18 protein-coding genes are annotated in these 20,162 nt (G+C 61.7%); 9 read left to right on the top strand and 9 right to left on the bottom strand.

What is annotated here, in order from left to right:
* Positions 1 to 10: 10 nt before the first annotated feature.
* From DCC27_RS03430 to DCC27_RS03400, 6 genes are all read right to left on the bottom strand, one after another.
* Positions 11 to 742 (bottom strand): RNase H family protein, encoded by a 732-nt coding sequence (locus DCC27_RS03430; protein WP_110098307.1) that lies wholly within the window; start codon positions 740 to 742, stop codon positions 11 to 13.
* 253 nt (positions 743 to 995) lie between these two features.
* A complete protein-coding gene (locus DCC27_RS03420; protein ID WP_110098306.1) occupies positions 996 to 1,322 on the bottom strand; it encodes a metal-sulfur cluster assembly factor in 327 nt (108 codons plus the stop codon).
* 66 nt (positions 1,323 to 1,388) lie between these two features.
* Complete coding sequence (sufC, locus tag DCC27_RS03415) at positions 1,389 to 2,156, bottom strand: Fe-S cluster assembly ATPase SufC (RefSeq protein WP_110110125.1); 768 nt, start codon at positions 2,154 to 2,156, stop codon at positions 1,389 to 1,391.
* Positions 2,157 to 2,239: 83 nt separating this feature from the next.
* A complete protein-coding gene (gene sufD / locus DCC27_RS03410; protein ID WP_110110204.1) occupies positions 2,240 to 3,451 on the bottom strand; it encodes a Fe-S cluster assembly protein SufD in 1,212 nt (403 codons plus the stop codon).
* Between the two features lie 65 nt (positions 3,452 to 3,516).
* A complete protein-coding gene (gene sufB / locus DCC27_RS03405) occupies positions 3,517 to 4,977 on the bottom strand; it encodes a Fe-S cluster assembly protein SufB (protein WP_110110124.1) in 1,461 nt (486 codons plus the stop codon).
* Positions 4,978 to 5,057: 80 nt separating this feature from the next.
* Positions 5,058 to 5,837, bottom strand: coding sequence for a metalloregulator ArsR/SmtB family transcription factor (locus DCC27_RS03400; protein WP_210403484.1), 780 nt, complete (start codon positions 5,835 to 5,837; stop codon positions 5,058 to 5,060).
* Between the two features lie 174 nt (positions 5,838 to 6,011).
* On the opposite strand from DCC27_RS03400, the gene DCC27_RS03395 reads away from it, so the two are divergent.
* From DCC27_RS03395 to DCC27_RS03385, 3 genes are all read left to right on the top strand, one after another.
* A complete protein-coding gene (locus tag DCC27_RS03395; protein ID WP_246840126.1) occupies positions 6,012 to 7,001 on the top strand; it encodes an ABC transporter ATP-binding protein in 990 nt (329 codons plus the stop codon).
* Positions 6,998 to 7,885 carry an ABC transporter permease gene (locus DCC27_RS03390; protein ID WP_244924659.1) on the top strand — a complete coding sequence of 296 codons (888 nt, stop codon included), beginning with the start codon at positions 6,998 to 7,000 and terminating at the stop codon, positions 7,883 to 7,885. The genes DCC27_RS03395 and DCC27_RS03390 overlap by 4 nt, the downstream gene beginning before the upstream one ends.
* A gap of 61 nt (positions 7,886 to 7,946) precedes the next feature.
* On the top strand, positions 7,947 to 9,035 hold the full coding sequence (locus DCC27_RS03385; protein WP_244924658.1) for a heme A synthase: 1,089 nt from the start codon (positions 7,947 to 7,949) through the stop codon (positions 9,033 to 9,035).
* Positions 9,036 to 9,167: 132 nt separating this feature from the next.
* Here DCC27_RS03385 and DCC27_RS03380 read toward each other — a convergent pair whose 3' ends face one another.
* Entirely contained in the window at positions 9,168 to 9,710 is a 543-nt protein-coding gene (locus DCC27_RS03380) for a Cpe/LpqF family protein (RefSeq protein WP_147472534.1), read from the bottom strand.
* Positions 9,711 to 9,823: 113 nt separating this feature from the next.
* On the bottom strand, positions 9,824 to 10,822 hold the full coding sequence (locus DCC27_RS03375; protein WP_110101062.1) for a heme o synthase: 999 nt from the start codon (positions 10,820 to 10,822) through the stop codon (positions 9,824 to 9,826).
* A gap of 425 nt (positions 10,823 to 11,247) precedes the next feature.
* On the opposite strand from DCC27_RS03375, the gene tkt reads away from it, so the two are divergent.
* From tkt to pgl, 6 genes are all read left to right on the top strand, one after another.
* Positions 11,248 to 13,407 (top strand): transketolase, encoded by a 2,160-nt coding sequence (tkt, locus tag DCC27_RS03370; RefSeq protein WP_110110121.1) that lies wholly within the window; start codon positions 11,248 to 11,250, stop codon positions 13,405 to 13,407.
* 84 nt (positions 13,408 to 13,491) lie between these two features.
* Complete coding sequence (gene tal / locus DCC27_RS03365; RefSeq protein ID WP_110110120.1) at positions 13,492 to 14,625, top strand: transaldolase; 1,134 nt, start codon at positions 13,492 to 13,494, stop codon at positions 14,623 to 14,625.
* 61 nt (positions 14,626 to 14,686) lie between these two features.
* On the top strand, positions 14,687 to 16,336 hold the full coding sequence (locus DCC27_RS03360; RefSeq protein ID WP_110110119.1) for a glucose-6-phosphate isomerase: 1,650 nt from the start codon (positions 14,687 to 14,689) through the stop codon (positions 16,334 to 16,336).
* Positions 16,337 to 16,395: 59 nt separating this feature from the next.
* Positions 16,396 to 17,991, top strand: coding sequence for a glucose-6-phosphate dehydrogenase (gene zwf / locus DCC27_RS03355; RefSeq protein WP_110110118.1), 1,596 nt, complete (start codon positions 16,396 to 16,398; stop codon positions 17,989 to 17,991).
* The gene (locus tag DCC27_RS03350; protein WP_110110117.1) at positions 17,991 to 18,941 is read left to right on the top strand and encodes a glucose-6-phosphate dehydrogenase assembly protein OpcA; all 951 of its coding nucleotides are present in this window, start codon (positions 17,991 to 17,993) and stop codon (positions 18,939 to 18,941) included. Before zwf ends, DCC27_RS03350 begins: the two co-directional genes overlap by 1 nt.
* The gene (gene pgl, locus DCC27_RS03345; RefSeq protein ID WP_166769810.1) at positions 18,931 to 19,830 is read left to right on the top strand and encodes a 6-phosphogluconolactonase; all 900 of its coding nucleotides are present in this window, start codon (positions 18,931 to 18,933) and stop codon (positions 19,828 to 19,830) included. Before DCC27_RS03350 ends, pgl begins: the two co-directional genes overlap by 11 nt.
* Positions 19,831 to 19,879: 49 nt before the next feature.
* Here the strand turns inward: pgl and secG are convergent, their stop codons facing one another.
* The gene (gene secG, locus DCC27_RS03340) at positions 19,880 to 20,131 is read right to left on the bottom strand and encodes a preprotein translocase subunit SecG (protein ID WP_110098294.1); all 252 of its coding nucleotides are present in this window, start codon (positions 20,129 to 20,131) and stop codon (positions 19,880 to 19,882) included.
* Between the last annotated feature and the right edge of the window lie 31 nt (positions 20,132 to 20,162).

The following is a 20,162-nucleotide window of genomic DNA, read 5'->3' as shown; positions in this document are numbered from 1 at the left end:
AATAATAGGCTCAATGGCCGGGCGGGCTCTGGTAATCGTGGTTCATTGCCAGTCGGATCAGGCGGGCGAGCTCTTGTTGCGGACTACGCTGAGCCTGTCGGGCTCGGGCAATAATCGTCTCCGATTCATCGTGACTGAGCTCGGTCGTCACCTGCACCCCGGGTCTCGGTTGCGTCGTGGTGGTTCCAGACGCGAGACGGTCGGCTGAGGCTGGCTGTGCGACCGACTCCGAGGCCGTGAGATGCGATGATCTCCCCGCGCTGTTTAATCCCGGGCCATAATCAGGTACGGTACCGTCCCGGAAGGCTTCGGCAACGGCCCGTGCCCGTTGATCGGCGGCCTCATTCAGCTCATGCCCGGTGTGACCTCTCACCCAGTCAAACCGGATTTTTCGTCCGGCCTGCTGGGCTTGAGTCATCAGCCGATCCAGGTGGATCATCATCTGCTGGTTCTGCACCGGTTTGCCGTCCTTCTTCTTCCACCCGCGTTTCTTCCAGCCCGGCATCCACTGGGTGATGGAGTTGATGACGTATTGCGAATCCGCCACGATGTGCAGGTCGGTGTCCAGATTTGCCGTGGTCGCCAGCAACTCAATCACAGCCTGTAACTCGCCCTGGTTATTGGTGGCCTCGTCCCACCCGCCAGCGGCCCAGTGCTCGTCAGAGATATACCAGCACCATCCGGCAGGACCGGGATTGCCCAGGGCCGAACCATCCACGGCGACGGTCAACAGCTCAGTCATGTGCGGTCCTTTTCTGTGCGGGACGTGACGATGTCACGAACGGGAGTTTACGAGAAGAAATGGGGTGGTTGGAGTAGATGGAGACGATCAAGGACCGTATCCACCGGTGTCAGGTGACAACACAGGTGAACACGGCCCTCGAGGTGGATCAGGAGTCACTGCAACAGGTGGGGGTTGCCCCCTCCTGCCGGACAGTCCGATCAGCTGGATCGATCGGACGTGCCAGATCGGCACACGATCGCCCTGACCGATCTTAGATGTTGAACCCTAAGGCCCGCATCTGATCGCGCCCGTCTTCAGTAATGCGTTCTGGGCCCCATGGTGGCATCCAGACCCAGTTCAGTCGCCATTCGTCCACCATCGTGCCGATAGCCCGACCGACCTGATCTTCGATTTCATCCGTCAGCGGGCAGGCTGCAGTGGTCAATGTCATATCCACGATCAGCACACCGTCTTCGGCGTAGTTCAGACCATAGAGTAACCCCAGATCCACGACGTTGATACCCAGTTCGGGGTCAATCACGTCTTTCAGGGCCTCTTCGAGGTCCTCGATCGGTGTTTGTGCACTCACGTCAGTCATGATGGGAACACCTTCTTCAGGTCGGTCGTGGCTTTCGCGCTGTCAGGCTGTGGCCACACGGGCCGACTAGGCCTGAGCTACGGCAGCCTTTTCGTAGTTGACGTAGCCTTCTTCTTCCAGCTTATCGGCCAGCTCAGGACCCCCGGAGTCCACCACGTGACCGTCCACGAACACGTGCACGAAGTCTGGCTTGATGTAGCGCAGAATGCGGGTGTAGTGGGTGATCAACAGGGTGCCCAAGCCGTTGGCGTCCTGTGCCCGGTTGACACCTTCGGACACGATACGTAGCGCGTCAATGTCCAGACCGGAGTCGGTCTCATCCAGGATGGCGAACTTAGGCTTGAATAGTTCCAGCTGCAAGATTTCGGCGCGCTTCTTTTCACCACCAGAGAACCCTTCGTTCACGTTACGGGTGGAGAACGCCGGGTCCATCTGGAGCCGTTCGAAGGCGTCCTTGACTTCCTTGGACCAGTGACGCAAGGAGGGCGCCTCACCGTCGATGGCGGTCTTGGCGGTGCGCAGGAAGTTGGTCATGGTCACGCCGGGGACTTCCACCGGGTACTGCATGGCCAGGAACAGACCGGCCTGAGCGCGTTCGTCGACAGACTTTTCCAGCAGATCTTCACCGTCGAGCAGGATCTCACCTGCGGTGACTTCATAGGCCGGGTGACCGGCGATGGCCGAGGCCATAGTGGACTTTCCTGAGCCGTTGGGGCCCATCAGCGCGTGAGTCTCACCGGAATTGACGGTCAGGTTCACGCCTTTCAAAATCTCTTTGACGCCGTCTTCGGTCTCGATCGAGACGTGGAGGTTCTTTACCTCAAGGGTTGACATAGCTACAAATTCTCCTTGATGCCTTGGTTTGGTGAAGGCCAACCGGCCTCCGGTCGTCGTTGGTAGTGGGTAGCTCGCGGGAATTAGAATTCTAGCCCGCGGATTTCGGCTTCCATGACTTCCACGAGTCGGCGTTCCACATCGTCGATACCGATCTTCTGGATGATTTCGTTCAAAAACCCACGCACGATCAGCTTGCGGGCCTGGGGCTCGGGAATACCCCGGGCCATCAGGTAGAACAGCTGATTCTCATCGAAGCGACCGGTGGAGGATGCGTGTCCGCCACCTTCAATGACGCCGGTTTCGATCTCCAGGTTCGGAACCGAATCGGCTTGCGCGCCGTCGGTGAGCAACAGGTTCTCGTTCTTCTCGTAGGTATCAGTGCCTTCTGCCTCTTTACGGATCAGCACATCGCCAACCCACACGGTACGAGCTGAATCGCCCTGTAGCGCGCCCTTGTACAGCGCATCGGAGACGCAGTTCTCGGTGGAGTGATCCACGAAGATCCGGTGCTCCAGGTGCTGGCCGGCATCAGCGAAGTATAGGCCATACATCTCCACGTTGGCGCCGGGACCGGCGAAGCGGGTCGTCGGCGTCAATCGGACTAACGAACCGCCGTAGGTGACCAAGGTATGGCGGTACTTGGCGTCGCGACCCACCTTGGCCTGCTGGGATCCGGCGTGGACCGAACCCTCGTCCCAGGCTTGGATGCTGACCACGTTCAGTGAGGCACCCTCATCCACAGTGATCTCGATATTTTGACCCAGCACCGCTGATCCGGACTGGTTGATCACCAGCACCACCTGGGAATGGCGACCTATGTGAATTCGCACGTGTTGAGCGGCTGGCTCCTGGGACTGGCCAGCGATATCGACCAGCAACGGCTTGTCGAGTTCGGTTTCGTCAGCCACAGTGATCACGGTGGCCTCCTGAAAGTTGTGCCAGGCAGCCGCTGAGACGCGATCATCAGGAATGAAAGCCTGCCCCAGACGCTGATCGTCGCGGCCGACGGTTTCGACCGTGACGCCCTGGGTTTCTTCCACGGTGACCTGCGGAGCCGGTCCGGTCAGTCGCTGCTCATCGCCACCGGGCAACTCCAGACCGGAAAGCCGCTCGATCGGAGTGAACCGCCATTCCTCTTCGCGTCCGGTGAGCTGTGGGAAGTCCGCCAGATCGTAGCTGATGGTCCGGTCGGCGCGTGAGGTACCGAATTTCTGTTTGGTCTCGGCATCCAGGTGGGACGCCTGGGTGGCATCGGCGATCTCCGTGGACAAGGTCTCACCCTCATCCGTCATGCCTGGAATCAGGGGAGCCGCTCCCCCGGTTTCCGTGTCACGAGCGTGTGTAGCGTTGGTCACCGTTAGCCCACCGATCCTTCCATTTGCAATTCGATTAGCTTGTTCAGTTCCAGTGCGTATTCCATGGGCAAGTGCCGGGAAATCGGCTCCACGAACCCGCGGACGATCATCGCCATCGCATCCGTCTCGGACAGGCCACGACTCATGAGGTAGAACAGCTGCTGTTCAGAGACCTTGGAGACGGTGGCCTCGTGGCCGAGAGCGACGTCGTCTTCGCGAATATCGATGTAGGGGTAGGTGTCGGTGCGCGAAATGGTATCAACGAGCAGTGCGTCACAGATCGTGGAGTTCGCGGAGTTCTTCGCCCCGGACACGATCTGGACCAGGCCACGGTAGGCTGCGCGCCCCCCACCACGCGCCACCGACTTGGAGACGATGTTCGAGGAGGTATTCGGAGCCAGGTGTACCATCTTGGAACCGGTATCCTGGTGCTGGCCGGCGCCGGCGAAAGCCATCGACAGGGTCTCACCGCGAGCGTGCTCACCGGTGAGGTAGACGGCTGGGTACTTCATGGTGGTCTTGGCGCCAATGTTGCCGTCGATCCACTCCATGGTCCCGCCCTCTTCGCACACGGCACGCTTGGTGACCAGGTTATACACGTTATTCGACCAGTTCTGAATGGTGGTGTAACGCACGCGGGCGTTCTTCTTGACCACGATCTCCACCACAGCTGAGTGCAACGAATCGGTCTGGTAGATCGGGGCGGTGCAACCTTCGATGTAGTGGACGTAGGAGTCCTCGTCGGCGATGATCAGCGTCCGTTCGAACTGACCCATGTTCTCGGTATTGATCCGGAAGTAGGCCTGCAACGGGATCTCGACGTGTACGCCCTTGGGGACGTAGACGAAGGACCCACCGGACCAGACCGCGGTGTTCAGCGCGGCGAACTTATTATCGCCGACCGGAATCACCGAGCCGAAGTACTCCTCAAAGAACTCCGGGTGTTCTCTCAAAGCGGTGTCGGTATCCATGAAGATCACGCCCTGGGCCTCCAGATCTTCACGGACCTGGTGGTAGACCACCTCGGACTCGTACTGGGCGGCCACACCGGCGACCAGGCGCTCACGCTCGGCCTCGGGGATACCCAACCGCTCGTAAGTCTCCAAGATGTCTTCGGGAAGTTCTTCCCAGGTGCTGGCCTGACGCTCGGTGGAACGCACGAAATACTTAATACGATCGAAATCGATCCCGGACAGGTCGGCACCCCAGGTCGGCAACGGTTTGCGGTCGAAGTAGCGCAGACCCTTCAACCGGGTTTTCAGCATCCATTCGGGCTCTTCTTTGATGCTGGAGATGTGCCGGACGACGTCCTCATCCAGGCCACGTTTGGCAACAGCGCCGGCCTCGTCGGAGTCGTGCCAGCCGAATTCGTAGTTACCCAGGGACTTCAGTTCTGGATTGTCGTCCAGAACTCTTTGAATGACCCGTGGATCGACGGTGTCTTGACTGATCTGATCGGTCATCATCAACCTCTTTTATCGCTGGTTGTCATGGTCGGGTGGTCGCAACGGCTTGCCTCCGGATCACTCCGGATGGTCACCGCTTAAGCTCGGGCAGCATTCTGTTCGGCTTGGGCAGTCAACGACGCATAGGCCTTGCGCCCTAGGGGCACGTGCGTGGTGCACACATGCCCGCCGGTGGGCAGGGTCGCCAATCGGCGCACATCTACCTGCAACAACCGGGCGAACAGTTCGGTTTCTTCTTCACAAAACTCGGGGTACTGCGCGGCCAGATCCTTGATCGGGCAGTGTCCCTGACAAATCTGGGCTGCCCGCAGGGTCGTCACGCGTGCACCGCGTCCGGCGCGCCGGGTGGTGGCCGCGTAACCGAGTTCATCCAACACGGCGGTGAGCACCTTGATCCGCTCCGACAGTGTCATCTCGTCGGTGGCTCGATCCAGGAATAGCGTCTCGACCTCGGCGAAATGGTCCCGGGCGAACCGGCGGACCGCCTCGGGCCCACCCAGCTCGGCAATCATTTCCATGGCAGCGCTCGTCACGGCCAGGTAATCATCCCCGAGCTGTTGTTGTCCTTTGTGCGTGACGACATAGCGTTTGGAGGGACGCCCGGCACCCGCATCGCCGGAGACCGACTTAACCTCGATCAACCCCTCGGACTCGAGAGCGTCGAGGTGGCGTCGCACGGCCGCGGCAGTCAGATGCAACTCGCTACCGATGGCAGCGGCGCTCACCGGCCCGCGCGTCAGCACGGCATGGAGCACCTTCTCGCGGGTGTTTTCCCGAGAGCTACCGGCCGGTTCGCCAGACTGCGTCGCAGACTTCGTTCCGGAAGTCTCTTGGTGACGGGGAAAATAAGTAACCATGATATTTCCTAATTATACGCGGGATCGTGCGGACTGATAGTTTGGCATGCCTAAGTTCGCGACGAGATGACGCCGGATGACCGGTCAAGACCGGGACCCACCTGCTCCACGTCTGATCTCCGAATAGCTTCTGCTGTCCGAATAGCCATGATCCAAGTAGCTATAGTGAACACCGTGACTTCTGCATCCTCTCTCGATCCAGACACGAGCAACGCTGGATCAGATCAGATCCTGCTCGACGTTGATGATGTGTGGCTGAGCGTGAATTCTGACGAAGGCACCGTCAACATTCTGCGGGGTATGAGCCTGCAAGCCCGCGCCGGGGAGGTGACGGCCCTATTGGGGCCCAACGGTGCCGGCAAAACCACCACGTTGTCGATTGCCCAGGGACTGGTCAAGCCCTCTGCCGGTCGTGTCCGGCTGTTAGGTCAGGACCCCTTTACCGCCACCGCAGCGCTGCGAAGCCAGGTTGGGGTGATGTTGCAGGATGGCGGATTACCACCGTCGGTGACGCCCTTGCGCCTGATTGAACATCTGGCTCACCTCTACCGAGAGCCCCTGGATATTTACGCTTTGATCAACCGGTTGGAGATCACCGAGTTTCAGGATCGGACCATACGCCGACTGTCGGGGGGCCAGCAACAGCGGGTTGCAATGGCTGCCGCGCTGATCGGTCGGCCCTCGGTGATCTTCTTGGATGAGCCCTCGGCCGGACTCGATCCAGTCTCTCGCCGGGTCGTGTTTGAGCTGATCCAGCAGATGAAACACGCCGGACTGGCCATCGTACTCACCACCCACCTCCTCGATGATGCCGAAAAGCTAGCCGATCGGGTCATCCTGATCAATCACGGCCGGGTGGAGCGTGAAGGAACCGTTGCCGAATTGACGGATCATCATGACCGTCCCGCTGTGCTGTTCTCGGTCGAAACTCCCCTGTCGGACCACGCCCTGGCCGATGTGCCCGAGGCGTTGAGCGTACACCGGGTTACCGCTACCGAAGCGACCGGTATGGTCGGGATGGAAACCTGGCAGGTGCGCGGACTGCAAGAACCAGCCGACTACGTGGAATTGACCCGGTGGTGGCAACGCTGGGATATTCTGCCGCGTGATCTGTCGATGTCCCGGCGGTCGTTAGAAGATGTGTTTTGGGAGGTGACCCCGTGAGCCAACAGCACCCGGACCAACCGGCACGGCCCGACCCACACCCGGATGACCGGCCCGATGGACAGCTCCGTGAACAGGCCGATGAGTTGACATACCGTTCGCACTATCAGGATCGTATGCTGGATCTCACGCCGGTGGCCAGGCCTCACGCCTCAGGTTTGTTTCGGCGCGTGATTGCTCAGGGCGGCTATGAAACCCGCACCACCTTGTCCAATGGGGAACAGCTACTGGTGTCGATCATCTTGCCACTGATGGTGCTGATCGCGCTGTCGGTGACTGACTTCATCGTCGCTGAAGGGTCCACGATCTCGCCGGTGAACCTCGCGACCCCCGGCGTGTTGGCCTTGGCGGTGTTGTCCTCGGGACTAACTGGTCAGGGCATCGCGACCGGATTTGACCGACGCTACGGGGTGCTTCGCTACCTGTCCACCACTCCCCTGGGACCGACCGGACTCCTGCTGGGCAAGGCGGTCGCGGTGGTACTGGTGCTGATCGTGCAACTGATGGTTTTAGGGCTCGCCGCGCTGTTTCTCGAGTGGCGACCGGTCGCTGTCGGGGTGTTATACGCTGGGATCTTCATCGTACTGGGAGCGGTCACCTTTACCGCCTTGGGCCTGCTGATTGCTGGAACCGTCCGCCCGGAAGCAACCTTAGCGATCACGAATCTGCTCTGGGTGATCCTGGGGGCCGCCGGTGGCGTGGTTTTTGCCGTGCCCGAGAACCTGTTCGGTGAGCTCTTGCAGTTTTTGCCCTCGGCTGCCCTGGGTGAGGGGTTGCGGGCCGCCACGGTGCGCGGTCAATTCGATCTGCTCAGCTTCGTCATCTTAGTGGTCTGGGCGGCGATCTTCACCGGGTGCACAGTACGCTGGTTTAAATGGCGATAACTAAGAGTTTCGCTCCGATTGCCGTGACCCCTGGGCCGAATGTTGAAAGAGGTTGATCAACGTGTCTGGTTTCGCGCTGCGGGATGATGTCCACACTCAGCACCATACTGAAACGTCCCGGTCCCCGCTCCAGCGGACCAAAGACTGGTTGATGCCCACCTCGGTGACCGGGTGGACCATGGCGGTGGCGGTGGCCTCACTGATAACTCAAATCGGCATTATCGTCACCGGTGGCGCGGTGCGACTGACCGAATCTGGGCTGGGCTGTCCGACCTGGCCGAAATGTACCCCCGAGTCTTTGACGAACACCCCCGAAATGGGAATCCACGGTTATATCGAGTTCGGCAATCGGACGCTGACCTTTGTGCTCACCGCGGTCGCGGTGCTGATGCTGTTGGCGATCTGGCGACTGCGGGCCACCTACCGTGCAATCTTCTGGCTATCGATTATTCTGCTGTGTGGCATTCCCGGGCAAGCGGTGATCGGTGGAATGACGGTCCTGACCGAGCTGAACCCCTGGGTGGTCTCCCTGCACTTCTTGTTATCGAGCTTCTTGGTCTGCCTGGCCGCCCTACTGGTCAACCGGGTGGGACTGGAGCGTCGCATCGGCGGCGGCGAGGTGGAGCAGGTCCCGTCCCTGGTGGATGGCGAGACCACCGCCACGACCCGCGGGTTGGCACGTGCGGCTTTCGTGCTGGGCTGGATCACCTTGATCCTCGGCACCGTCGTCACCGGTTCGGGCCCCCACGGCGGAGATGCCGAAGCGCCCCGCCACGATTTTGATCCGGCGATCGTGACCCGCTGGCACGTCATCCCGGTTTACCTGCTGATCGCCGTGGTGATCGTCCTGCTGGTGTTGGTGCATCGGTTGGCGTCCTCCCAGCGCCAGCGGATCAGCGTCTGGGCCATGGTTGCGGTGATCGTCCTGCAGGCCAGCGTGGGCTACTATCAGCACTTTAACGGTCTGCCCATCGTGGCCGTGCTGGGGCACATGCTCGGAACCGGGCTCCTAGCGTGGCTGATGACCAATATGATGGATCGGCAATGCTCGTCCTATTCCTGGCACGACACTGTGGTGGATCCCCGCTCTGGTGGATCCCCGCTCTCCGAGATTCGCGGCCAACATGGACCCGGCCAATCTGGTGGCTGACGCCCAGGCCGAAGGCGCCTCTCCCGGCCCGGCCCGCTAACACCCGCTTTCCCTCCTGCACCCCTTGATGGTGGGTCAGGATCACACCTTCCGACAGGCCAGACCGGTGTCGGTGAGTGGGGAGGCCAGACCTTAGCTGGGATCAGCGCTGGCGCTCGGATCGTTGGTATCGCGGTACCACAGCTCGGTGAGTCGTCCGGCCTCGTCGATACTGAAGTGCAGATCCAGTGGCTGGGCGGAGATATCGGGAGTCAACGTCATCATCGCGCTAGCCTGGTCGGTCTGTTCGTAGTGGGTCATCACATACGGCTTCTGGGGGCGTAGCTCGGCATTGAGGGTGCCCACCAACGAGTCGACGGGGATCTGTTCAGTCAGTTCAGGGGCCACCCGGTCGTACCAGTCGGAGCGGTCAATGGCGCGGTTGCCGTTAATTTGGTTCAGGATCCAGCGCCCGGTGTCGCCGAGTTGGTTGTCCGGAAAGTGGTCGGGTGCGACATGGGTGGGGGCGGCATTGCCATCCGGGGTGGCCTCGCGGTGCTCGGATTCGACGCAACCGCTCAGCCCCAAAGAGCCCACCAGCGCCAGCCCAGCGAGCAAGGCCAGCCCACGGTGCGCGCATCCGGATACGGACGTCGCGGTGTGCGGAGAGTGTACGGCACGGTACCTGAATGTCACGATGAGTCCTTTATCTGCTATCTGCAACAGCTTGACCTGCAACAGCGTGCCCACAGCGACCGAGCCTGTCCCGGAGCGATAACCGTACCGGACCGAGACCCGGTCTATCGGGGCTAAAGCGCCGGGGCGGTCACGGCCTCGGCCATCAGCGGCTCACCCACGAACGGGTCGATGGCCAGGCCGATGAACAGCAGGGTCAAATAGGTAATCGACAAGTGGAAGACCTTCATAGCCTGTTTGTCCTGAAAATCCGGTTTCTGCGATTCCCGGTAAAGAACGTGGCTCTCATAGATGAACCAGCCACCCACCGTTGCCGCGATCACGGTGTAGACAACACCAGCCCACCCCAACGGCACCAGCAACAGCGAACACATCACCGTCGCCCAGGTATAGAGCACACACTGGGTGGAGACTTTCCGGGCGGTGGCGATTGCACCCAGCATGGGGACGTTGGCCTGCCGGTAATCGGATTTGTACTTCAGCGACAGCGGCCAGTAGTGCGGAGGGGTCCATAAGAAAATCACCGCGAACAGCACCACGGCTGGCCATTCGATGGTCTCGCGCACGGCCGCCCAGGCGATCAGTACCGGGAAACAGCCGGCGATCCCGCCCCAGACGATGTTCTGTTCGGTGCGGCGCTTAAGGATCAGGGAGTAGACGACCACGTAGAAGAAGATGGCCAGTGCCCCCAGCGCGGTGGCCAGCCAGTTGGTGCCGACCGCGAGGATGACCAAGGAGATCGCGCCCAGCACCGATGCGAAGATCAAGGCTTCGCGCGGGGTGACCTCACCGGTGACCAGCGGCCGGGATCGGGTGCGGTCCATCACCTTGTCGATATCGCGATCGATGTAGCAGTTGAACGCGGCCGAAGACCCGGCCGCCGCGGCACCGCCGACCATGGTGGCTAGCATCAGCCACCCCGAGGGGAAGCCCTGGGCGGCGAAGATCATGGTTGGCAACGTGGTGACCAGCAACAGCTCCATCACGCGGGGCTTGGTCAAGGACACGTAGGCGGCGATCTTACGCTTCAGACCGATCGAGCCTGGCCGTGAGGTGGTTTCGGAGGCGGAACCCGGTGTGGTCTGCTGAGTGCTTTTAACGGAAGTCGACATCTATCGTGAGTCCGATTCGGTAGGGTGCGGTCTTGGCCCACGTCGCGATGATGCAGTCAGGCAGATGAGGTGTGGTGATGCCAGCAGATACCGCCACGGTGGGTGTCGGGACGCGTGGTTAATATTCTCGTCGTCTGGTGTCTGTGTCTAGTCTACCCGGTTGAGCTCGGTGCTGAGTTTTCTGACATGCTGATGGTGCCTGCCATGCCGGTGGTGCCGGCTACGGCGACCGGTTTGTCTAGTGCGGGCCATCGGTTGGGGGCGAACCGATGGGATCTGCTGGTTTTCGGGATGATCCATCGCATGGACGGCTCGATCGGCGCTAAGCTGAAGACGCAGCACTTTTCTCCAGAGCCTGTCCGGAGACGATCCGGGTGGCAGGGAAAGTCATCGTCGCACAAGTTCACCCTGCAGGAAGGTCCTCCGTGGTCTCACAAGATGCACAGACACATCATCACCTAAACCGGCTCCAACCGGCCCGAGACTATACCTATACCGAGCAGGATCAGCGCACCGTCGATTCGCTGCGCGTGCTGGCTGCTGATGCGGTCGAAAAGGTCGGATCTGGGCACCCCGGAACCGCGATCTCGCTGGCTCCGGTGGCCTGGCAGTTATTTCAGAACGTCATGCGCTGGGATCCCACCGATGCCGGCTGGCACGGTCGGGACCGGTTCATCCTCTCCCCCGGTCACACCTCGCTGACCCTGTACCTGCAGTTATTCGCCGCCGGAGCTGGTCTGGAGATGAGCGATCTGGAAGCGTTGCGCACCTGGGGCTCGAAGACCCCGGGGCATCCCGAGTACAGTCATACCGATCATGTGGAGATCACCACCGGGCCGCTAGGTCAGGGCCTCGCCTCGGCGGTGGGTTTCGCCTACGAACAGCGTCGGTTGCGCGGATTGTTGGATCCCGAGGCTGCGATAGGGACTAGCCCGTTTGACTATCACGTGTTTGTGATCGCCTCCGACGGGGATATGCAGGAGGGGATAACCTCCGAGGCGTCCTCATTGGCCGGTACCCAGGAACTGGGCAATCTGGTGGTGATCTACGACGACAATAAGATCTCGATCGAAGATGACACCGAGATCGCCTTTAGCGAAGACGTGGCCGCCCGCTACCGGGCCTACGGCTGGCACGTGGAAGAGATCGACTGGACGGCCGGGGGTGACTACGTTGAGGACACCAGGTCGCTGTACCAGGCGATCGTGGCGGCCAAAGCAGAAACCCAGCGGCCCACGCTAATCATCTTGCGCACCATTATCGGGTGGCCGTCCCCGACCAAGCAGAACACCGGGGCGATCCACGGCTCGAAGCTAGGCCCCGAGGAGCTGACCGGGCTCAAGCACGCTCTGGATGTTGATCCCGAGCAACACTTCCACATTGAACCTGAGTTACTCGAGCGCGCCCGCGAGGTCAAACACCGCAACGGCCAGTACCGGGCTACATGGGCCGAGGCTCTAGCAGTGTGGCGGGCTGCCAACCCGGAACGCTCGGCCCTGTATGACCGCCTGATCGCCCGAAAATTGCCCGAGGGGTTTGCCGAGGCATTCCCGGTATTTGACGCCGACCAGAAGGGGATCGCCACTCGGGCGGCCTCCGGCCAGGTGCTCAACGCGCTGGCCGATGTGATGCCAGAACTGTGGGGCGGATCGGCGGATCTGGCCGGATCCAATAACACCACCATGAAGGACAACCCCAGCTTCATTCCTGAACGCCGGTCTACCGGAGCCTTCAGCGGACACCCCTATGGGCGGGTGTTGCACTTCGGAATTCGAGAGCACGCTGCCGGGGCGATCATTAACGGCGTGAACCTGGGCGGGCTGACCCGGGCCTATATGGGAACGTTTTTGATTTTCTCCGACTATCAGCGACCCGCCATCCGGTTGGCCGCGCTGATGGGCGCCCCCTCGGTGTTCGTGTGGACCCACGACTCGATCGGGTTGGGTGAAGACGGGCCGACCCACCAGCCAGTGGAACACCTGGCATCCCTGCGCGCAATACCCGGACTGGACGTGATCCGGCCTGCCGACGCTAACGAGGTTTCGGTGGCCTGGAAAACCCTACTGTCCCACACGGACCGGCCGGCCGGGATGGTGCTGTCGCGTCAGGCGTTACCGATCATGCCCAGGGAAGAACGGGGCTTCGCCTCGGCGGAGCACGTCGCCCGGGGCGCCTATGTGCTGATTGATGCCCAAGGAGCTGGCGGTCCGCAGAGCGTTATGCCGGATGTGGTGTTGCTCGCGACCGGATCCGAGGTACAGCTGGCCGTGGCAGCGCGCGACCAGCTCGAGGCCGACGGGATTGGCACCCGCGTGGTTTCGGCACCCTGTCTGGAATGGTTCGACACCCAGGATGCCACCTACCGGGCGGAGGTGCTACCGGCCGGTGTTCCCACCGTCTCGGTCGAGGCCGGGGTGGCCCAGGGTTGGCAACGCTACACCGGACCAAACGCCGCCCATATTTCGCTGGAGCATTTCGGTGCCTCAGCCGACTACCAGACCCTCTTTGAGCAGTTCGGAATCACCGTTGACGCGGTGGTGGCCGCCGCCAGAAACCTGGTGCGTGGCGGATCCGGCGATGGGTGAGCCGGCGACCGAACACCGAGCGATGACCGCCTGCCGGCACGACGTTGATCCCGCGTGGTCCCACGCAGAAAGCGAGCGTAACCCGTGACAGTACAACCCAGTCCCCGCACCGCAGAGCTGAGCACCGGCCGGGGTGTCTCGATCTGGTTGGACGATCTCTCCCGTCCGGCGATCACCTCAGGACTGTTGCGCGAGATGATCGAGTCCTACACTCTCACCGGAGTCACGACCAACCCCTCGATTTTCGCCAAGGCGCTGGCCGATGGGGTCGGCTATGAGTCCCAGCTGCGCGCCCTGGCCGCCGAGGGAGCCGATACCGAACGGGCCGTGAGGGAACTGACCACCCGGGACGTGCGCGAAGCCTGCGATCTGTTTGCAGAGATCTACCGGTCCACCCACGGTGTGGATGGTCGGGTCTCGCTGGAGGTCGACCCGCGACTGGCGAAGGACACCCAGGCCACGATTGATCAGGCACTCCAGCTGGCCGACGCGGTGGGACGCGAGAATCTGATGATCAAAATCCCGGCCACCACTGAAGGCCTGCCGGCGATCACTGAAGTCTTGGCGGCTGGAATTTCGGTGAACGTGACCCTGATCTTCTCGCTGGTGCGCTATCGGGAAGTGATCAACGCCTGGTTGCTGGGGCTGGAAGCCGCCCACCGGGCCGGACGCGATCTGAGCACTATCCACTCGGTGGCCAGCTTCTTCGTCTCTCGGGTTGACACCGAGATCGACGCGCAATTACAGCAGACCGCCCTGGAACCGGCTCGAATCGCGGAATTGCAGGGCCGGGCCGGACTGGCCAATGCCCGGCTGGCCTACCGGATCTTCATCAACGCCCAGGACACCGAGCGGTGGCGGTATCTCCGCGATGCCGGCGCGCGAGTCCAGCGGCCGCTGTGGGCTTCCACCGGCACGAAGAACCCCGCCTATTCCGATGTGTACTACGTCGAGGGGTTGATCGCCGAGCACACCGTCAACACGATGCCACTGGCTACCCTGGAAGCTTTCGCCGATCACGGGGAGGTCGACCAGCCAGAGATCTCGACCTATTTTGCCGACGATGATCAGCTCCTCGACGATCTGGCGAAGGTCGGGATCGACTACCAGCAGGTGGTCACCACCCTGGAAGACGAGGGCATCGCCAAATTTGAGACCGCGTGGTTAGAGCTCTGGACCACCGTAACCGACCAACTAGACCGCGCCAAGACCGCCTGACCGATCCACCCGTTCCCACCAATCTCAGCGCACGGACACCCCGTATCGACAGGAGCCAACGATGAATTCTCTGGGGATCAATCTTTCCGGTAACGCCCTCCACGGTGTTGACCAGCGTGTTGAGGAATTGCTCAGCAACCACTTCGCCTCCCGCCTGTTGGAGCGTGATCACACACTGTGGGGCCCCGAGGCCGAAGCTGAAGCGTCGCAACGTCTGGGCTGGGTCGACCCCTTCGACGCAGCCTTCGAGCTGATCCCACAGATCACCCAGTTACGCGAGCAGCTGGCTGACAAGGGCATCACCCGGGTGGTGTTGGCCGGGATGGGTGGCTCCTCGCTGGGTGCTGAAGTCATGGCCCGCGCCGCCGGGGTCCGGCTGGATGTGGTGGATTCCACCGACCCGGAATTGGTGGGCTCGATTTTGGCCGCCGGGGTGGCCGATACGGTCTTCGTGATTTCCTCCAAATCCGGCTCCACGGCTGAAACCGACGCGGCCCGGCGTGCGTTTACTCAAGCACTGCAGGATGCCGGGCTGACGCCCGGCGATCACCTGATTGCCGTCACCGACCCCGGATCTCCGTTGGAGTCGCTGGCCCGAGACCACCAGTACACCGCAGTGTTTGAAGCCGATCCCACCATTGGCGGGCGCTACTCGGCCCTGTCGGCCTTCGGGCTGGTGCCGGCCGGACTGGCCGGAGTTGAGCTGACCACGATCGTCGACGATGCCGAGGCTGCTTCCCACAGTCTGTACGAGGACGACGAGACCAACCCGGCGTTACGGGCTGCCGCAGTCTTGGGGGCCGGGGCGCCGAGTCGCAATAAACTTATCATCACTAATTTTGATCAAGCTCTGCCCGGATTTGGGGACTGGATTGAACAGCTCATCGCCGAATCCACCGGAAAACACGGGACCGGATTCTTGCCGGTGATCGTCGAGCCCGGTGCCGCGGAGAACCGTAGTCACGACGAGGACGTGATCCATCTGCACCTGATCGCCGACCCCGGGGATTCCCAGGCGACGTTGAATCCGGAAGATCCTCGGGACGACGAGGTGCAGATTTATGGCAGTTTAGGTGCCCAGCTAGTGTTCTGGGAGGTCACCACCGTGGCCGCAGCCAGCCTGATCGGGGTCAACCCCTTCGATCAGCCTGATGTGGAATCGGCCAAGGTCGCCACCCGCGCAGTACTGGCCGAGCCGACCACACCGGAACCACCCCAGATCAGCACCGCCGAATTCGATCTATTCGGCCCGGCTGGGTTGCTCGGCGATGTGGAAGCCACCGGTGAAGCCCAACAGATCCTCACCGAAGTGTTCACCGTACTCGGTACGGTGCTGGAGGACGATAGCTACCTGGCGGTGCAGGCCTACACCAACCGGTTGCGGCAACAGCACCTCACCCGCCTGCGCCCGGCGCTGGCCCGTCGTTACGGTCGGCCGGTGACCTTCGGCTGGGGCCCGCGGTTCCTGCACTCCACCGGACAGTTCCACAAGGGCGGTCCGGCCACCGGCGTGTTCATTCAAATTACCGCCGATTCCGAACTCGACCTGCAAATCCCGGGGCTGAACTACAGTTTCGCAGAGTTGATCACCGCCCAAGCCGCCGGAGATGGCTCGGTGCTGACCGAAACCGGACAACCGGTGGTGCGGATACATCTCAAGGACCGCTCGGCAGCGATCGAGACCCTGATCAACGCTGCCGAACAGATCTAGCCGCATCTGTCGATCACCACCGATCAACACACCCTACGTAGCAGGAAGGCACAGCACACGTGGCACCAGCATGGCCCGCAACACCCCAGGATCCGCCCCGCCCGTCGCGTCATACCAATCCGTTGCGTGACCCGGCCGACCGGCGCCTGACCTCGATTGCTGGACCCTCGGCCATGGTCATGTTCGGGGTCACCGGCGATCTGGCGCGCAAGAAACTGTTGCCGGCCATTTACGATCTGGCCCATAACGGGTTGCTGCCACCGAGTTTCTCCCTGGTCGGGTTCGGTCGACGCGACTGGGACCAGCAGGAATTCACCGCCTTCGTGCAGGCCTCTGTGCGGGCACACGCCAGGACGAGTTTCAACGAGATCGTCTGGGCCCAGCTGTCGGGTGGATTCCGATTCATCTCGGGCGGTTTTGACGACGAGCAGGCCTACCAGCGACTGTCCGCCACGTTGGAGGAGTTGCAAGACCAACGTGGCACTGGGGGCAACACTGCGTTCTACCTGTCGATCCCGCCGGCCTGGTTCGAAACGGTCTCCCGTCATCTGGTCGATCACGGGCTGGCTGGCAAACAGCTCGGTGCTGACACGGATACTGCGCTGGCTCCGTGGCGCCGGGTGGTGATCGAAAAACCCTTCGGGCATGATCTGGCTTCGGCTCGGGAGCTCAACGAGGTGATCGAGCAGGTCTTCTCCCCCGATGACGTGTTTCGGATCGACCACTACTTAGGGAAAGAAACCGTCCAGAATATTTTGGCCCTGCGATTTGCCAATCGGCTGTATGAACCGTTGTGGAATGCCCAACACGTCGACCATGTGCAGATCACGATGGCTGAATCGATCGGGATTGAGGGCCGTGCCGGCTACTACGACGGGGTCGGGGCCGCCCGGGATGTGATCCAGAACCACCTGTTGCAGTTGCTGGCGCTGACCGCGATGGAAGAACCCCTGTCTTACCGGGCCGATGATCTGCGGGCAGAAAAAGAAAAGGTGCTCAAATCCGTGGTGGTGCCCCAGGACCTGGGACACTGTTCGGCCCGGGGCCAATACGCCGGGGGCTGGCAAGGCGGAGAAAAGGTCCTGGGCTTTTTGGACGAAGAGGGATTCGATCCCCATTCCCGGACCGAGACCTATGCCGCGCTCAAATTGGGGATCCACAACCGACGCTGGGAGGGGGTGCCCTTCTACTTGCGCACCGGCAAGCGCTTAGGTCGGCGGGTCACCGAGATCGCGGTGGTGTTCAAGAAGAGCCCGGATCTGATCTTCCCGTCCCACGGGACCACAGACTTCGGCCACAACACCGTGGTGATCCGAGTCCAGCCCGACGAAGGGGTGACGATCCGTTTTGCCTCCAAGGTGCCGGGCACTCAGATGACGGTGCGCGATGTAACCATGGACTTCGGCTACGGTCATGCTTTCACCGAGGACAGCCCCGAGGCCTATGAACGCCTGATTTTGGACGTATTGTTGGGTGACCCGCCACTGTTCCCCCGGCACGAAGAGGTCGAGCAGTCGTGGCGGATCCTGGACCCATTTGAACAGTACTGGGAGTCGTTACCGGACCAGCCAGAACCCTATGAGCCAGGGTCCTGGGGGCCGGCCGGAGCGGATGACATGATGGCCCGTGACGGGCGCGCTTGGAGGAGACCGTAATGATTGTGGAGCTATCCGATACCACCGTCGATCAGGTCCTGAAGGAGATCGGCCGGCTGCGTGAATCTGGTGGCGTGGTCGCCTTAGGTCGGGTACTGTCGCTGATCATTGCAACCACCGCGGACAGTGTAGAAGAAGCCATTGAGGCAGCCAACCAGGCCTCGCGGGAACATCCCTGCCGGATCGTGGTGCTGGCTACCGGCGACCAGCGGAAGCAGACCGGGCTTGATGCTCAAATCCGCGTTGGTGGCGACGCCGGAGCCTCGGACGTGGTGGTGCTTTACACTTCGGGCCAGAACGCGGTGGAATCGGCGACGTTGATCAACGGGTTCCTGCTCCCCGACGCGCCGATCGTCGTGTGGTGGCCCGGCACGGCTCCCACAATCCCGGCTGAGTCACCACTGGGCCGGATCGCCCATCGCCGGATTGTCGATACCAGCGCACCCACCGGCGTGGACGCCCCGACGGCTCTGAAGCTACTTCGTGAAGGCTACCGGGCCGGGGATACCGATCTGTCGTGGACGCGGCTGACCATGTGGCGCAACCAGGTGGCGGCGATTTTTGACACGATCGACCCGGCGTCGGTGCTGGCAGCGACCGTGGACGGGGCCGAGAATAATGCGGCCACGATTTTGATGGGCGCATGGTTGCAGATGCAATTGCAGATCCCGGTCACCTTGGCTTCGACCGGGACTGGTCCGGGGCTGCGATCGGTGCGTTTGGTGCGGCGCGGCGGAGACATCGTGCTGGCGCGCAATGAGGAATCCCCGGTGGCCTTTCTGTATCAACAGGACCGGAAAGTGCAGCGCATTTCGTTGCCTCGCCGGTCACGCCAGGAGTGTTTGACCGAAGAATTGCGTCGCTTGGACCCGGATGAGTTCTTTGGTCGCGTGCTGGCCCAAGGATTGCCAGCTACCAATATTAAGGCGGTGCATCCCAGTGCCCGATAACGACACTCCAACCGCATCACACCACGGTGGGCTCGCTCATGCCATGCGCCGGGAAAGTACAGGTACCGGAGCAACTGTGGCGGTGTTCCCGGATAAGGCACAGTTGCTCGAGGCGGCCGCTGTTGAGCTGGTGGCGGTCATTAATCGGGCCTTGGACCAGCGTGGCCGGGCGCAGATCGTGCTCACCGGAGGAACCTCCGGTATAGGGTTGCTGGAACGGCTCGCGGATCCACAGAAGAACCTTTTGGGACAGGTCACTGATTGGTCGGGCGTGCAGTTGTGGTTCGGCGATGAGCGCTATCTGGACGCGACTGATGCGCAGCGCAATGCGCGACAGGCCTGGGATGCGCTGGTGGGCACACTCGTTGCGTCCTACGGCCTCGGCCGGGAGCAGTTTCACCCCATGCCGGCTGCCACAGCAGGGCATGCTGACCGAGACCACCACGACGTGTTGGCAACCTCTGCCGAGCAGTACGCCACGGAGCTGGCAACGGCAGCCGAGCGGGATCCCGGAGTTGATCAGCGACTGCCACGGTTTGATGTGGTGCTACTGGGAGTTGGCGAAGACGGTCACGTGGCAAGCCTCTTCCCGGGGTTGCCGGGTGTCACGATAACCGGGCGCACGGTCATCCCGGTGACGGGATCGCCGAAGCCCCCGCCGGAACGGTTGTCGTTGAGCCTGGAAGCGCTGAACAGTGGCGACAACGTCTGGCTTTTTGCCCCGGGAGCGGGCAAGGCCGGACCGGTGGGTGCGGTGCGCTCTGCTGACACGCCACCACCAGCATCCGGGCAACAGCGTGCGATGGACGAGGTGCTACCGGCTCTGGTGGTGCGGGGACGGGTCGAAACGCTGTGGTGGGTGGATGAGCAGGCCCTGTCTGAGGGCTAGTTGCAGGATGTGGCGGAAGCTGACCGGGCTGAGAGAAAACTGGCAGGGATCAGAATTCGCGCATGAACTGGGGCAACAGCGCCAGGACGATGATGATCGCACCCCACAGTACGCCGAGGAAGACGGTCAGGCGAGTGAGGTTGCGTTGAGCAACGCCCGAAGAGCTGAGTCCGGAGGTTACGCCACCACCAAACATATCGGACATACCGCCCCCGCGGCCCTTGTGCAAGAGGATCAACAGCACCATGGACACACTGATGATCACCAAAAGGATCTGCAGGACAATCTGTAAAATTTCCACGAAAAGATTCTTCCTTTACGCCGTGGGTGAC

Source organism: Auritidibacter sp. NML130574, assembly GCF_003185725.2.
Taxonomy (GTDB): Bacteria; Actinomycetota; Actinomycetes; order Actinomycetales; family Micrococcaceae; genus Auritidibacter; species Auritidibacter ignavus.
This window is presented reverse-complemented; position numbering and strand designations above follow the sequence as displayed.